General features: G+C 68.2%; 12 protein-coding genes. 2 read left to right on the plus strand and 10 right to left on the minus strand.

The features are described from left to right. Positions 1-12 precede the first annotated feature (12 nt). Together ACVTJA_RS00125 and ACVTJA_RS00130 are read right to left on the minus strand one after the other, a co-directional pair. A complete protein-coding gene (locus ACVTJA_RS00125) occupies positions 13-582 on the minus strand; it encodes an imm11 family protein (RefSeq protein ID WP_465832697.1) in 570 nt (189 codons plus the stop codon). 2 nt (positions 583-584) lie between these two features. After that, the gene (locus ACVTJA_RS00130) at positions 585-1799 is read right to left on the minus strand and encodes an AHH domain-containing protein (protein WP_465832699.1); all 1215 of its coding nucleotides are present in this window, start codon (positions 1797-1799) and stop codon (positions 585-587) included. A gap of 181 nt (positions 1800-1980) precedes the next feature. On the opposite strand from ACVTJA_RS00130, the gene ACVTJA_RS00135 reads away from it, so the two are divergent. Further along, positions 1981-3228 carry a type II toxin-antitoxin system HipA family toxin gene (locus tag ACVTJA_RS00135; RefSeq protein WP_465832701.1) on the plus strand — a complete coding sequence of 416 codons (1248 nt, stop codon included), beginning with the start codon at positions 1981-1983 and terminating at the stop codon, positions 3226-3228. 50 nt (positions 3229-3278) lie between these two features. Here the strand turns inward: ACVTJA_RS00135 and ACVTJA_RS00140 are convergent, their stop codons facing one another. The 5 genes from ACVTJA_RS00140 to ACVTJA_RS00160 form a co-directional block, all read right to left on the minus strand. Beyond that, entirely contained in the window at positions 3279-5174 is a 1896-nt protein-coding gene (locus tag ACVTJA_RS00140) for an extracellular catalytic domain type 1 short-chain-length polyhydroxyalkanoate depolymerase (protein WP_465832702.1), read from the minus strand. A gap of 313 nt (positions 5175-5487) precedes the next feature. Then, positions 5488-6450 carry a glutathione synthase gene (gshB, locus tag ACVTJA_RS00145; RefSeq protein WP_465832704.1) on the minus strand — a complete coding sequence of 321 codons (963 nt, stop codon included), beginning with the start codon at positions 6448-6450 and terminating at the stop codon, positions 5488-5490. A gap of 75 nt (positions 6451-6525) precedes the next feature. Then, a complete protein-coding gene (locus ACVTJA_RS00150) occupies positions 6526-8214 on the minus strand; it encodes a serine/threonine protein kinase (RefSeq protein ID WP_465832705.1) in 1689 nt (562 codons plus the stop codon). Positions 8215-8566: 352 nt separating this feature from the next. Continuing rightward, positions 8567-8863, minus strand: a complete 297-nt coding sequence (locus ACVTJA_RS00155; RefSeq protein ID WP_465832706.1) for a hypothetical protein — start codon at positions 8861-8863, stop codon at positions 8567-8569. A gap of 28 nt (positions 8864-8891) precedes the next feature. Further along, positions 8892-9185: a hypothetical protein gene (locus ACVTJA_RS00160; protein ID WP_465832707.1), complete on the minus strand. Its 294-nt coding sequence runs from the start codon at positions 9183-9185 to the stop codon at positions 8892-8894. 399 nt (positions 9186-9584) lie between these two features. On the opposite strand from ACVTJA_RS00160, the gene ACVTJA_RS00165 reads away from it, so the two are divergent. After that, complete coding sequence (locus ACVTJA_RS00165; RefSeq protein WP_465832709.1) at positions 9585-11732, plus strand: tenascin-X; 2148 nt, start codon at positions 9585-9587, stop codon at positions 11730-11732. A 12-nt stretch (positions 11733-11744) separates the two neighbouring features. Here the strand turns inward: ACVTJA_RS00165 and ACVTJA_RS00170 are convergent, their stop codons facing one another. The 3 genes from ACVTJA_RS00170 to ACVTJA_RS00180 form a co-directional block, all read right to left on the minus strand. Beyond that, positions 11745-12938, minus strand: a complete 1194-nt coding sequence (locus tag ACVTJA_RS00170) for a tetratricopeptide repeat protein (RefSeq protein ID WP_465832710.1) — start codon at positions 12936-12938, stop codon at positions 11745-11747. 118 nt (positions 12939-13056) lie between these two features. Beyond that, positions 13057-14001 carry a hypothetical protein gene (locus ACVTJA_RS00175; RefSeq protein WP_465832712.1) on the minus strand — a complete coding sequence of 315 codons (945 nt, stop codon included), beginning with the start codon at positions 13999-14001 and terminating at the stop codon, positions 13057-13059. 122 nt (positions 14002-14123) lie between these two features. Then, positions 14124-14654, minus strand: coding sequence for a DUF3592 domain-containing protein (locus tag ACVTJA_RS00180; protein WP_465832713.1), 531 nt, complete (start codon positions 14652-14654; stop codon positions 14124-14126). Between the last annotated feature and the right edge of the window lie 75 nt (positions 14655-14729).

The following is a 14729-nucleotide window of genomic DNA, read 5'->3' on the forward strand; positions in this document are numbered from 1 at the left end:
GCAGCGGCGAGCCTATACCTCCGTGAATTTCATGCCGGTAGCACCCGTGCGCTCCAGGGCGTCCTTGAGGTCCTCGGAGACGATGACAGCCATCGACCAACCCCAAGTGCGGAACACCTTCACGTTGCCCACCTTGGACTTGTCGATACGGAGGCCCATGACACTGCGATAGGTACCCGTCTTTTCCGGACGGCCGTCCTCCGGCTTCCAGTACTGAACCTCCTCGCTGGCGCTGTCGTCGATGCACTTCACCGCTCGCGTGACATTGAGGAGGAAGTACGGCTCAGGCTGGCCATCAACCTCCACAGGGAAGAGCTGCACGTCATCGGGCGCCAGCTCCGCGAATACGGATGCGACTCGTGGATGCAGGAGAGGTGTGACGCCTAGAGTGGTCGCCGAGAAGTCCACCGGCTTGCCGAGACGATAGAGAGGTACCCTCAGCTTCTTGTCGAGAACCACGGGTTTCCCATGCCGGAACATCCAGGGGTCCGCCTCCTGGCATTCTTCATCCACGGGGTCGTCGGGGTACCAGCGCCCAGGAACGTAGAGGTCCTGCTCCAACTCGAAGTACCGGGCCGGCATCACTACTCCCTACCCTTCGTGACGAGCCTGCGAAGCAAGCTCCCAGGGCTGAGGAGCTCGCTTGATAGCTCATTCAACTGCTGGGTGAGCACTTCACGGCAATGGGCCTTGCTCCGGCAATCCAGCATGGCATCGCTGATCCGCTTGAAGACCGCTCGATGATACGCCTCCGGATGAGGCCCCTCATGGCCTCGGATGCGCACCAGGTTGGCGGGGTCGTTCAGCGTCATGCCCGCCCTCCGGAAGAGCTTCTCGAACAGTGGTGTCCACGGTCCACCGTTCGCATCTGACTCCGTGTTCTTGTCGGTGCAGATGTGATGCACCTTCCCGTCCGGATCTCCGCGAATACCACCCGAACTCGAAGCCACCATGGCCACCGCGCCGGGCCCGAGGGTGATAACGACGCCACCCTCCACCACCGCCACTGCGCTCACCTGCTCGACGGCCGCGAGATTCACTCCGAGCTGCGATGCACTCAGTGCCGCTGCCGGAGGGAAGCCCAGCAACAAGGGCAGTCGAGACGCCAGCCACGAAGTTCCACTCATCGTGCTCTTGCCTACGACGAGCGCCACCGCGAGCACGAAGATGCGTGCTCCCTGAGTGCCCATGACTTGGCCGAAGCGCTCACCCGCCTCTTCCAACTCTTCGAACGTAGTGGCCCGGTCCGCGCTCCTTTTCAGCTCCATGCACGCGTGAACCATTTCGAGGAACGCGTCGATGCCCACGTACACCAGCGCCGACACCACCACCACTTTGAAGAAGGTGGGGTTGAGCGTCTTCTCCACCGCCTCCGCGATGCTGGCGTGCATCGGATCCAGCGACAGGCCCAGTGTCAGGGTCAGGCGGTCCCTCTCATCGAAGCCAAGTCCGTCCTCCAGTAGCGAGAGACAGTCTCCAGGTTCCTCGTGCGCCTGGCACCACCGGCCATAGCGCTTGTGCAGCGCGCTCCGCAGCGCCTTGTCCATGGTGCTGCCGCGATTCGAGGCACGAACCCACCACCCGGTATCAGCGGGACGCAGGGACAGGGGCACATCCAGCGCGAGCCGCGCGAGGGCCTTCTCGAATTCCTCCGCATCGACCTCGACGGAACCCCCCGAGGTCCTTGGCACATGCGCCACCAGTCGACCCTCACCTGTGTCCAGTCTCACGACACGTGAGCCCGCGCAGCCGACCATCCACGGAACCAACAGCAGGGCCCACCAGCGTCGCGCCACCACACATGCCTCCCCGGGCTCGAAAGCCCCACGGTCAGGCACGGCACCAGAGCATTGGCGCGAAGTCGGGGTCGATGGTGGAGAACCGCAGGTATCAGGTGAAGCCAGTCAGGCACGAACACGAGGCACGTCCCACAGTCGCTGGCACGTCAGCCCGCGTGCGTGCATTCCATGGCGAACCTCGATGCCAACTCCTGAAGCCCCCAGCTGCTACGTGTACATCCAGCTTCCGGATTCGATGGAGGTCGTCACCTGCGGTCGCTTCATGCAGCAGGGCGGCGTGGGACGCTTCCTCTACGAGAGAAGCTATCTGTCCAACCCCCGCGCGGTGGAGCTGGACAAGCTCGAGCTCCCACTGCATCCGGGCACCTTCGAAACAGAGAGCCTCCACGGCATCTTCGGCGCATTGCGAGACTCCTCACCGGACGCGTGGGGACGCAGGGTCATCGAGCGTCAACTGGGACGTGCCGACCTGAGCGAAGTCGACTTCCTCCTCCACTCACCCGAGGACCGGGCCGGTGCGCTGTCCTTGGGTCAGAGCCCCACGCCCCCCATCCCGGTGCATCGATTCAACGAGGTGTCCCAGCTCGGCCCGCTGCTCCAGGAGGTCGAACGCGTCGAGCAGGGACTGCCGTACTCCGCGCAAGACGTCAGCGGCCTGGTGAACCCCGGCACCTCCATGGGCGGCGCACGCCCCAAGAATGTCGTCGAGGACGAAGAGGGCCTGTGGGTCGCCAAGTTCCCCTCCCGCAGCGACCGCTGGAACCAAGCAGCGGCGGAAGGCGGCATGCTGAAGCTCGCCAGCGAGTGCGGCCTGCGTGCGGCCTTCAGCAAGCGCATCCACGTCGCGGGCCAGGACGTGCTCCTGGTGCGCCGGTTCGACAGGAAGCGCACCGAGGAAGGCTACCTGCGACACCGCATGGTCAGCGCACTGACGGTCCTTCGTTCCGATGAGAATCCGCAGGACCGCTCGAAGTGGTCGTACCTCCTGCTGGCGGATGAGCTGAAGCGCCAGGTGAGCAATCCGGATGAGGACCTGCGGGAGCTGTTCTCCCGCATGGTGTTCAACGCGCTCATCTCGAACATCGACGACCATCCCCGGAACCATGCGCTCATCGCCGCCGGTTCGGAGTGGAGCCTCTCGCCCGCCTACGACCTCACGCCGATGCCGCAGGTCAGCACCGAGCGAGACCTCGCGATGGAGGTGGGCAGCGCGCAGCACCGTCGCGCCAACCGGCGGAACCTCCTGAGCGAATGCGGCCGCTTCCTTCTGTCGAAGGAAGACGCCACCCACGTCATCGACAGGATGAAGACCCTCGTGTCCGCGCGCTGGCGTGACGCCGTGAAGGAGTGCGGCGGCACCGAGGCCGATGTGAAGGCCATCGAGCGTGCGTTCGACTACGAAGGCTTCGAGTACGGCTCGGAGCCATGAGGTGAACAGCGGGCTGGAACCACGCTCCGGCCCGCCGTTCCACCGTCACATCACGGCGTGTACACGACGGTCAGCGTGGCACCCGTGCCGTCCTTGATGAACAGGTACTGCGTCGCCGTCTGGAAGCCGCTGAAACCCAGCCGCAGCTGTGTCTTCCCCGCCAGGTTGATGGCCGAGAGCCCCGCCGCGCTGAAGTCCGCCGAGGCCTTCGTGCCCGACGCGAAGCTGCCGATGCTCGCCACACCGCTCGCGGTCGCCGCGGCCGCCCAGTCCGCCGTCTCCGTGGCCGCCGCGTTGAACGTGCCGTTCTTCACGTCGATGAGCAGCGTGTTCCCCGAGGGCGTGGACCACGGGTCCCCCGAGCCGGACGAGTACGTCACCGTCAGGTACACCCGCGTCACCGTCGCCGTGTCCGGGATGCTCGACGTGTCGAAGGACAGGAACGAGCGGTTGTACTTCCCATCCGTCCCGCGCCCCAGCGCCAGCCCCGTCAGCGTGCCCAGCGCGGGCGAGCTGCCATCCGAGTTCGCCTTGATGTAGCCGTCATCCGCGGTCACGCTCGTGAAGCTCACCGTCACCGGCGTCGGCGTGCCGCTGTTGCTCACGGTGACGCTCGTGTCGCTGTCCGTGGCCTGGTTCCCCGCCGCGTCGTACGCCCGAGCCCCCAGCGTGTGCGTCCCGTTCGACACGCTGGTGCTGCTCCACGCGAAGTCATACGGCGCCGTCGTGTCCGTGGAGACGACGCTGCCGTCCACCAGGAGCTCCACCCGCGCCACGCCCACATCGTCCGAGGCGCTCGCCGACACCGTGACGGTGCCGCTCACCGTGGCCCCGTTCGCCGGCGCCGTCACATTCACGGTGGGCGGCGTGGTGTCACCCGGCGAGCCGCCTCCCGTGAGCCCGAAGAACTGGGCCTGGTAGTAGACGGAGCAGAGATTCACATCGGTGAGGTACGAGCCGGTGGCGCCGCACGCGGTGGTGCTGCCCGGGAAGCTGTACTGCGCGTCAATCCCCGTGGCATGGCCCATGCCGGTGATTTCCCAGGTCTCCACGAGCGCCGTGCCCGCGCTGTCGCGGTACACCTTGTGTGGGAAGCCGCCCACCGTCTCCGTGGTGTCCGCCGTCTGGTCGATGCCGTGGACGTTGGTCCACTGCTCCATCGCCTCGTTCATGTTCATCGGCTTCACCGTGAAGTCACTGGTGCCGTGCCAGAGGGTGACGCGTGGGCGCGGGCCCGTGTAGCCCGAGCTCGCCCAGGCCGAGCGGATGACGTCACCCCAGGCGGCCGGCGTCTTGTCCACGCCCGGGCTCATGCAGGAGAAGCCCTGGGTCGAGTTGGCGGCACACCCATGCGGGCCTCCCGAGTTGATGGAGCCCGAGGCGAAGACCTCCGGGTAGGCGGCGAGCAGCGCCGGCGCCATGTACCCACCGGCCGAGAACCCCGCGACGTACACCCGCGACGCGTCGATGGAGTACGTGGACTTCATCGAGTCCACCATCTGCTTGATGGAGAGCGCCTCGCCCTGGCCCCGGTTGTAGTCGCCGGGCTCGAACCAGTTGAAGCAGCTCGCGCCGTTGTTGGCGCTCTGCTGCTGCGGGTAGAGGACGTAGAACTTGTAGACGTTGGCCGCCGCCGTCCAGCCGCTGTTCTCCATGCCCGCGGCCGTCTGCGTGCAGCCATGCAGCACCACCACGAGCGGCGCGTTGGCGGGAATGCCCGTCGGCACGTGCCGGTACATCAGGAGATTGCCCGGGTTGGAGCCGAAGCCCGTCACCTGCGTCAGCTCGTTTTCGACCTGCTGTAGCTCTGGCGCTGGCTCACGCGGGGAAACTTCCTCGGAGCCAGGAGAGCCACAACCCACTGCGCTCGCGAAGAGAAGCGTCGCGAGACTCAATCCGGGGAACCGCGAGCACGACGGAGCACGGCGGGGATGATGCGTGTGCATGGTGCCTCCCCGGCCGCCAGATGGGGGGGAGAGCGGCGGCCGTGAGGCGAGACCTGACTCCCTCGACTCACATGCATTCAAGGCGCGACGCGTCGCCGGACGCATGAAACATGAACCAACATTCACGTCCGCGCCGCCGACCCCAAAATGGCGCGTTGCGTTGGAAATAATATGAAACATGAATCGACATTCAGCCCACGATAACGATTGACAGGGGAGGGAGTGCTCCCAGTGGAGCAGGCCCAGACACGAAGGGCCCGGAGGTCTCCCTCCAGGCCCTCGAGTCAACGCACGGGGAACGCGGGGCGCGTGGCTACCGCGCGCGCTGGGCGGCCAGCCGCTCGGCCACGTCCAGCACCTTCGCCTCGATGCAGACGCCGTCCAGCTGGTTCGCCTCGTAGATGCCGGTGGGGCTCGTGACGTTCACCTCGGTGAGGTAGTCGCCGAGGATGTCGATGCCCACGAGCAGCAGCCCGCGCTTGCGGAGCTCGGGCTTCAGCCGCTCGCAGATTTCCAGATCACGCGCCGTGAGCACGGCCTTCCGGGGCGCCCCGCCCGCGGCCATGTTGCCCCGGTGGTCGTCCTCGGGCGGCACGCGGAGCACCGCACCCGCCGGCTCGCCGTCCACCAGGATGATGCGCTTGTCGCCCAGGCGGCTCTCGGGGATGTACGCCTGCGCGATGATGGCCTCGCGGCCCTCCATCGTGAGCAGCTCCACCGCCGAGCGCGCGTTCCGGTCCGAGGGCGTCAGGAAGAGGATGCCCTTTCCGGCGAAGCCGTCCACGGGCTTGAGGATGGTGCCCCGCGGGTTGCGGGCGATGAAGTCCATCAGCACCGGCAGCTCACGGGTGATGCGCGTGTCCGGCATCAGGTCCGGGAAGCGCAGCGCGAAGAGCTTCTCGTTGGCGCCGCGGATGCCCGACGGGTCGTTGATGAAGACGGGCGCCCTGTCTCCACACAGCTCCACCAGCTGCGTGGCATGGAGGAACTCCACGTCCACCGGCGGGTCCTTGCGCATGAACACCACGTCCAGCGAGGACAGGGGGTACACGGCGTCGTCGACCACGTCGAAGTGCCGGCCCTGCTCGGCGCGCACGGTGACGTGGCGCATGCGCGCCTCGGCGCAGGTGCCGTTGAAGCGCAGCCAGCGCTGCTCGAAGTAGCGCACCACGTGGCCGCGCTTCTGCGCCTCCAGCATGAGCTGGAACGTGGAGTCGTGGTTCACCCGCACCATCTCGAGCGGGTCCATCAGGAAGCCAATGGTGAGCGCGGCCATGCAGTCCGGAGTGGAGGTTGGGGCGGCGAAGATAGCGGAGCGCGCCCCGGGATGCCCTTCAATCGCGGGGACTGTTCACCCTTCGGGAATCGCCGCCAGCGCCAGCTTCATCCGGGTGGACTCTCCGGCCTTGATGGGCACGGCCAGCACGCGCTTCTTCTTGTCCGGGCCGATGATGAAGAGCTTGTGCTCGCCCACCGGCAGCGCCACGTTGAACATGGGCGTGCGGCCGAGCTTCTTCTTCCCGCGGTACACGTCCGCGTCCGGCGTCACCACCAGTGTCAGCTTGCCCTTGCTGCGCGCCGGGGCCTCGGTCGGCCGCTCCGTCGGAGGCGGCTCCACCTTCACCTGCACCTGCGCCACCGCCGAGCCCGCGTCCGGCACCGGCGTGCCCGGCTCGCGGAAGACGGGGAGCTTCGAGTCGAACTTCTGCAAGGTGCTCGGGTCGGGCACGGGCTCCACCGTCGCGTTCAGCACGTGCGACAGGCGCCACGCGCCATAGGCACCGCCCACCAGGATGGACAGCAGGAACAGGCCCCACAGCGCGTTCGACAGCCAGGAGCCCTTGCTCCCGGTGCCGGCCGCGGCGGGCTGCCTCTCCCCGCCCTTCGCGGGTGCCCGGCGCGGCTGATTGCGCGGCACCGCGGAGAGTCCGCCCTGGGGCGTGGAGTCGTCCACGCGCTCCGGCAGGTACGGCCCGTCTTCCCCGCGAAGCGCGCGCTTCGCCTTGTCCACCATGGTGGGGCTGGCCGTGCCCTCCGCGCTCTCCAGCAGCGCGCGCGTGGCCGCCATGCGCTCGGCGAAGAGCTCCTTCATCATCGAGGCCCAGTGGTCCGAGTCCATCAGCAGGGGCCCCGCGGCCGCCTCAATCGCCCGGGCCATGTCGCGGCCGTTGCGGAAGCGCTTCTCGCGGCTGCGCTCCAGCGCCTGCATCACCACCTTGGAGACGGCTTCCGGCACGTGCGGCGCCACGTGCGAGGGCCACGGAATGGGCGCCTCCAGAATCTTCACCATCTCGTCGCGCTCGTCCTTGCCGGCGAAGAGGCGCGCGCCGGTGAGGAGCTCGTGCATCATCACGCCCACGGAGAACAAGTCACTGCGGCCGTCCAGCTTGTCGCCGCGCACCTGCTCGGGGGACATGTAGCCGGTGGTGCCCTTCACCGTGCCCGCGCTGGTGCGCTCCAGGCTGCCCTTCGCCTTGGCGATGCCGAAGTCGAGCAGCTTCACCACGCCGTCGTACGTCACCATGACGTTCTTCTGCGCGACGTCGCGGTGGATGACGGGGCTGGGCTCGCCCGAGGGCGCGGTGAAGGTATGCGCGTAGTGCAGCGCCATGCAGACGTCGCGCGCCACCGACAGCGTGAAGCCGATGGGCAGCTGCTCCTTGCGGCGCAGGCTGGCCCCCGTAATCTGGTTCAGGTTCTGCCCGGCGATGAACTCCATGGCCAGGTAGAGGCCGTCGTCCTCCTGCCCCAGGTCGAACACCTGCGCGATGTTGGGGTGGTTGAAGGCCGCGGTGATGCGCGCCTCGTCGAGGAACATGCGCTCGAACTGCTCGTTGTCGCGCACGTCCGGAAGGATGCGCTTGATGACCACGTACTTGCGGAAGCCACCCGGCCCCGAGGTGAAGCCGAGGAACAGCTCCGCCATGCCACCCACGGAAAGCTGGGTGACGACCTCGTACTTTCCAATGCGCTCGCCCCGATAGAAGTCGATGGGCCAATCCTCCACCAGCGCCCCGCTCCCGGGGACCCTCACCGGCACGGACGATAACAGGCTTGTAGCTCGCGGACGTCCCGTGAGAATCCGCCGTCACGCTGGGTTGTCCACGCATCCACTCGCTGCCTGTGGATGGCCTGTGGACAGTGTGGATGGGGTTGTGGAGAAACAGGGCCGTGGATCAACACCTGTGGGAGCCCGGGGGAAACCTCCAATTTACCCACATGTAGCAGGGAGCGAATTCCTGAGTCATCTCGCGCGCTTGCTGACTTGTCCCCAAGTCCGAGGCCCCTGCTTCTACCACCGTTAGATCAATACCTCTTATGAACCTATAGAAGCAGCAGCCGGTGCATGGAGAAACGTGCCTGTGGACGGGCGGGGGGCCGGGCCGGGGGGCTCACGGAATCACCGCGCGCAGCCGCTCCAGGAGCACCGGGAGCCGGTCCATGAGCTCGCGGTCCATGTTCTCCAGCGCGCCACGGAGCACGGCGAGGTCATCCGGCTCGCGCTCCGCGTGGGCCATGCGCTGGAGCCCTCGCAGGCGCTGGTTGCGGAGCACCAGGCTGTCCAGCGTGTCCTCCAGCTCGTCGGCCAGCTCGGGTTGGAGCTGGAGGTCTCGGCCGATCAGCTCCCGAAGCTGCTCCACCAGGTAGGTCAGGTCCCAGGATTCTTCGTATCCGGCACGTCGTGACATCGACTCGACCCGTCGCGTGTCACCTGTCTCAGGCCGACGCCCGGGCCCGGACGAGCCCCGCGAGCGTGAGGCGTGAGCGTGCCGGGTCCAGCTCCACGCTCACCTGGCAGCCGGCCAGCTCCAGCCGCAGCGTGTAGGGCGCCGTGGAGGGCAGCAGGCTGCGTTCCTGGTGGGCGAGCGCGGCCATGCGGAACAGCTCGGCCAGCAGCTCCTGGCGGGCTTCCGACGGCAATCCATCCACCGTGGCCTGCAGTCCACGTGGGATGAGCACGGTGAAGGCCTGCGACGACTGGGACGTGACGGCGGAGTCGGCGGAGATCATGCCTGTAGCCGATTGCCAGAACCGTACCCTCACGCGGTCCAGCCTTTCCGCGCGGTTGCGGCGAGGTGCCCCGGGCCCACCTGAAAAAATCACCGGCACATTCCGGCACAGGTCTGAATTCTTTGAAGTCGCCGCTGTCGCGCCAGGTGGGAGCCATGCCTCTCTCGTGCACGTGGCATGTCTGCTCGTGCGCGCGGACCCTGTCCCGGAGTGCATCGAGGGATGCCGCAAAAAGATGGCGCTGACGCACTCGCAATGCGGTTGCGACAACCGCGGAGGGTGGCTGTCCGACAGCGGTGGGCGCTTGCGGGCAGCCCCACTCGCATCCTTCGCGCGCGAGGGCTATAGGCGACGTCACCGGGAGGGCACCCAATGGCGCACGCAACGAGAGCTGGCGGGGTGGGACGGACGTTCATCCTGCTGGCGGTGGTGCTGACGACAGGCCTCGCCTGCCGAGACAAGCCATTGGTGGGCGCGGTGGGCCGGCTGCGGCTGTCCACGGAGCGCGTGGAGTTCCCCGCCGCGTACCCCGGCACCGTGAAGGAAGCAGAGGTGCGGGTGGTGAACGGCGGCCGCGCGCCGCTGGACGTCACCTGGACGGAGGTGACGTCGCCCTTCAAGCTGGTGGACGTGCTGCCCTCGCGCGTGGAGGCGGGGGAGGTGCCGGTGCGCCTGCGCTTCTCGCCCTCGGGTGTGGGGACGAATGAAATCATCGTCGTCGGCACGGCGTCGGACGGCGGCCGCGTGGAGCTGGTGCTCGTGGGCGAGGGGAAGGCCATTCCCGACTGCACGCCGGTGACGTGCACTGCGTCCACCTTCGACGTGGTGACGGAGCGGTGCGTGGAGACGGTGCTGCCGGACGGCACCTCGTGCGACCCGGGCAACGCATGCCTCACGGAGGCCACGTGCCAGGCGGGCCGGTGCAAGGGCCGCGAGCGCGCGTGCGATGACGGCAATGCCTGCACCACGGACGTGTGCCACGCGCTGGACGGCTGCCAGACGGTGCCGGCGCCGCCGTGCCCGGGGGACGGCAAGTGCCAGGTGGGCACGTGCGACCCGGTGAAGGGCTGCGGCCTGGCGGACGCGCCGGATGGCACCTTCTGCGGCTCGGAGCGCGGGTGTGACTCCGCGGACGTGTGCGTGGAGGGCCGGTGCGCGCGGAGGGACTTGCCCGACGGCTTCGTGTGCGCGGCCGCCAGCCCGTGCCAGGAGGAGGGCCACTGCAACGGCTCGGTGTGCGAGCGCCCCGACGCGAGGCCGCTCACGGCGGACTGGAGCTACGACGCGCGGGCCAATGGGGAGAACCTGCACGACCTGCTGGTGGGGCCCGACGGCGACGTGACGCTCTCGGGTTTCTACAGCAACTCGATTTTGAATGCGGCGAGCGAGGGGCCGGTGCGCGCGTCGGACCCGGCACGGCGGTGCATGCTGTGGAATGACAGGCTCCTGTGCATGGACCTGCCGCAGGACGGCACGGTGTCGCTGCTGGAGCGCGCCACGGGCCGCCCGCGGTGGACCTTCACGCTGGCCAGCGAGCGGCCGGACTTCGCGCAGAAGTCGCTGACGCTCTTCCTGGCGCGGCTGGCGGTGATGGCGCCGGACCGGCTCGCGGCCCTCTTCGAGGCGTACCCCGCCGGGCAGCCGCGCGAGACGCTGTGCCGCATGTACTTCCTGGTGGTGCTGGATGCCTTCGGCCGCATGGTGTCCGCGCAGGAGCTGTCGGACCCGCTGCTGGCCGAGTGCAACCACCCGCACCCCTTCGGTGTCGCGTCCGACGCGGTGGGGGACTTGTACGTGTCCTTCGCCCAGACGGTGAACGTGGGCGCGCCGCTGCAGCCGGGCTCTCCCTCGCTGCTGATGGCGTTCTCCTCGGACGGGGTGCCGCGCTGGCACAAGACGGAGTCCTTCCGTGCCGGCGAGCTGGCGGTGGTGGACGGCATGCTCATGTCCGAGCACGGCACGCAGGCGCTGAGCACGGCGGACGGCTCGCCGCTGGGCTCCATTCCGCAGGAGTTCGGCCGCGTGGTGGCCACCCGCGAGGTGGCGGTGCCGAGCGCGCCGGGCACCTCGGTGAACTCCGGCGTGGGAGGGGGCACCGCCACGGAGCTGAAGGGCTATGGGCTGCCGGCGCTGGGCCCGGTGTGGACGTACACGCTGCGGGCGGGACAGCGCCTCGACACGAAGGAGCTGCGGCTGGCCACGTGGCCCGCCGGCAAGGGGCTGCCGCCGGAAACGGTGCTGCTCACCACGGCGGAGAGCGACAACCAGCGGTTGCTGGTGGGCGTGAATATGAAGAACGGGAGAGAGGCCTTCCAGTGCCCGCTCAACTTCACGCCGCGCACGGTGACGCAGCTCATGGAGCTGGCACCGGGGGCGCTGGTGACGATGGAGGGCGCCTCCACCTGCGGCGAGTGCGACCCTCCGTTCGCCTACAGCCGGGCGCGCTTCCTGCGCTTCCCGATGCCAGGGCTCATGCCCGCCAACGAGCCGTGGCCGGGAACCTTCGGCGGGCCGGGCCACGGCCACCACGAGAACCCGGTGCGCTGAGGGAGCGGTGGCTCAACCCAGCGTCTTGATGAGGCGCTCCGCCTGCTCGCGGAGGTCCTTCTCGCTGGCGGGGGCCTTCTTGAGCACGTCGCGCGCCAGCGCCTGGGCCTTGGCCTTGTCACCCCTGCGCGCGGTGACGACGGCCAGGTTGAGCAGCGGCTCCACGCGCGAGGGTGCCCGGCGGAGGGCCTCCTCGAGAATCTCCGCGGCCGCGGTGAGGCGCTCGTCGGCGTCGCCTTCCTCCACGCGCATCAGGAGGTTGCCCAGGTTGTTGGCCGCGGACCAGTCCTCCGGGTCCAGGTCCATCGCCTCGCGCCAGGCCGTAATCGCGCCCGCGATGTCGGGCGGCTCGATGGACTCGAGCACCATCGCCTCGATGGACTTCGTCTGCGCGGTGGACAGCCCGCGCGCCGCGAGGCTCCGGCACATGTCCAGCGCGTCCTGCCGGTGCCCGGTGGCCATCATCATGCGCGCGAGGTTGCCCTGCACCGACACGTCGTCGGGGTACTCCACGGCCAGGCGCTTCGCGATGCCGAAGGACTCGGCCACGTTGCCGCGCGCCGCGAGCACCGCGCTGAGCTGGTTGAGCAGGTCCGCGTTGTCCGGCAGCACCTTCAGGCCCTGGCGCAGCAGGTTCTCCGCCGTCTCCATCTCGCCCAGCTGCTGCAGCACCACGCCCCAGATGACGTAGGTGGGCGCGTGCGTCGGGTTGAGCTCCAGCGCCCGCTCCAGGTGCGGCAGCGCGAGCTTCAGCTCCTCCAGCGCGAGGAGGATGCGGGCCAGGTGGAAGCGGTACGCCGCCACGTCCGGCTCCAGCTCCACCGCCTTCTCGAAGGCCTTGCGGGCACCGGCGAAGTCCTCCTCCGCGGCCAGCAGGTAGCCCAGGCCGAAGTGCGCCTCGGCGCGCGGGGGCTTCGCCTCTCGGATGACCTGCGTGTAGAGGGCGCGGGCGCCATTGGTGTCACCCCGCGAGGAGGCCAGCGCGGCGCGTACCAGGCGCGAGTCGGCGTCTTCCACGCCGCCCTTCGTCGCGCGGTTGACGAGCTCCTCCGCGCGGGCCCAGTCCCCGTCCACCGATGCCAGCTTGGCGAGCGTCAGCAGCGCGCCCCGGTCGTCCTTGTTCTTGGTGAGGGCGCTCTCCGCGAGTGCCCGGGCCTTGTCGACCTCGCCGGCCTTCAACAGCGCCTGCATGCTCTGGGTGGTCATGGCGGGGGAGTATGCCAGGGGAGGGGGGAGCCCTGAAAACAGAGGGCGCGAGGCCCGTGGTGCTGGTGAGCACCACGGACGGCTCGCGCCCGGGGGTGTGGGTACTGGTGGCGGAGCGCTACCAGAACTTCAGCTTCTTCAGAACGTTGCCCACGCTCTTGGCAACGTCCTTCACGATTTCGACCGGCTTCTCGATGACCTTCTTCACCGTGTCCTTGATGCCCTTGAGGTCGATGTCGACGTTGAAGCCCAGCTTGAAGCCCACGCCGAGCGCCGCGCCGATGTCGAAGCGCGCCTTGAGGCGGCCGTTCTTGAAGCCGAGCTCCGCGTTGAACGAGGCACCGACGCCGGCCCACGCCTCGGCGCGGCCACCGACGCTGCCGAACTTGCCGAGGTTGGCCTGGGCCTCCACACCGGCGCGCGCACCGGCGAAGGCCTCGCCGCCGACCTTGGCCGCGTAGATGCCCTTGGCCGGGTCGATGGTCAGCTCACCGTGGGCCTTCGCCTGGGCGCCGACGTACGCCTCACCCGAGGCCTGCAGGTTGTAGTCGCCCTTGCCAATCTTGACGTTGCCCTGCGCGTGCAGCAGCGTGGCCGTGGCCTTCAGGTCACCGACGGCCTTGAGCGCGCCACCCTCGAAGGACACCTTGCCGCTGCCGCTCGCGGACAGCTCGCCCACCGAGAAGCTGCCCTGACCCTGGGCGATGCCGCTGTTGAAGGCGCCGGACTTGCCGTAGCCGACGACGCTCTTCTCGAAGGAGCCCTCGGCCAGCGTCATGCCGGGCAGCTTCGAGGCCAGCTTCCCCGCCTTGCTCTGGTTGGCGTTGGGCGTGAAGAGGTCGCTCGTGTCCCCGTGCGAGTAGCTCTTGCTGTAGTTCTTGTTGATCTGCTGGCCGGTCTCGAAGCTGTTCTTGTAGCGGCCGTTCTCGTCGATGTGCGTGTTCTTCTTGTCCGGCTGCTTCGCGACCTGGTTCTTCTGGGTCTGCGGCTTCGCGATTTCCGTCTGCTTGAAGCCCGTGGTCAGGCCACGGAAGTTGAAGCCCTGCAGGCTCTTGGTGGTCATGGGGGACACTCCAGGTCAGAAAATCAAAACGTGTTCCATTCTCGGGGGCATGTAGCGCCGGGTTGCGTGTTGCTGGATCTTTTCCAGGTGTGCGTTCGGCCTACATGGCTCGCCGAGGGCGCTCAGCGGCCGCTGTACCAGCGGATGAAGAAGTAGAAGGCCGTGGTGACGATGAGGCAGGCGGCGCCGGCGCCGGGGATGGCCCAGGACGTGGCCTGGAGGCCGGGCTCGAGCAGGGCCTGGCTCGGGTCCTCCGGGTCATAGAAGACCGTGACGGGGCTGCGGGGCACGTAGCGCGCGGCGTGGGCCTGGGCGTGCTCGCGGCTGCTGACCTCCACCACGTCGAGGCCCAGCGCCGTGCCCGTATAGGTCTGACCCTCCACCGTATAGGTGTACTCGACCTGCGGGCGGTAGAGGACCTGGGGCTTCCCCTTGGGCGCATCGTCGTCGTCGTCGTTGCTCAACTCCTGCCGCAGCGGAGGCGCCTCGCGGGACGTCACCTTGGAGGAGCGGATGGTGCCCTGCGTGCTGGGCCAGTGCTTCGTCCGGGCCGTCTTCCGCATCCGGAGGAATCCCCAGACCAGGACGACCAGTCCGACGACGCCGAGCACAACACTGATGGTGGACAGCACCGACAGGAGCAGTGGCTTCATGATGGGTGCCGCACCATAGCAGCGGTGGGCAGGCGAGCGTCGAGCGCGCCCCTGGCCTGCCTCCTGGGTGCATCA

The organism is Pyxidicoccus sp. M6, assembly GCF_055568925.1.

What these genes read in the sequence shown, in the direction of transcription:
- ACVTJA_RS00125 (WP_465832697.1), bottom strand. Translation starts at nt 582, where the DNA reads ATGCCGGCCCGGTACTTCGAGTTGGAGCAGGACCTCTACGTTCCTGGG.
- ACVTJA_RS00135 (WP_465832701.1), top strand. Translation starts at nt 1,981, where the DNA reads ATGCCAACTCCTGAAGCCCCCAGCTGCTACGTGTACATCCAGCTTCCG.
- ACVTJA_RS00140 (WP_465832702.1), bottom strand. Translation starts at nt 5,174, where the DNA reads ATGCACACGCATCATCCCCGCCGTGCTCCGTCGTGCTCGCGGTTCCCC.
- gshB (WP_465832704.1), bottom strand. Translation starts at nt 6,450, where the DNA reads ATGGCCGCGCTCACCATTGGCTTCCTGATGGACCCGCTCGAGATGGTG.
- ACVTJA_RS00155 (WP_465832706.1), bottom strand. Translation starts at nt 8,863, where the DNA reads ATGTCACGACGTGCCGGATACGAAGAATCCTGGGACCTGACCTACCTG.
- ACVTJA_RS00160 (WP_465832707.1), bottom strand. Translation starts at nt 9,185, where the DNA reads ATGATCTCCGCCGACTCCGCCGTCACGTCCCAGTCGTCGCAGGCCTTC.
- ACVTJA_RS00170 (WP_465832710.1), bottom strand. Translation starts at nt 12,938, where the DNA reads ATGACCACCCAGAGCATGCAGGCGCTGTTGAAGGCCGGCGAGGTCGAC.
- ACVTJA_RS00175 (WP_465832712.1), bottom strand. Translation starts at nt 14,001, where the DNA reads ATGACCACCAAGAGCCTGCAGGGCTTCAACTTCCGTGGCCTGACCACG.
- ACVTJA_RS00180 (WP_465832713.1), bottom strand. Translation starts at nt 14,654, where the DNA reads ATGAAGCCACTGCTCCTGTCGGTGCTGTCCACCATCAGTGTTGTGCTC.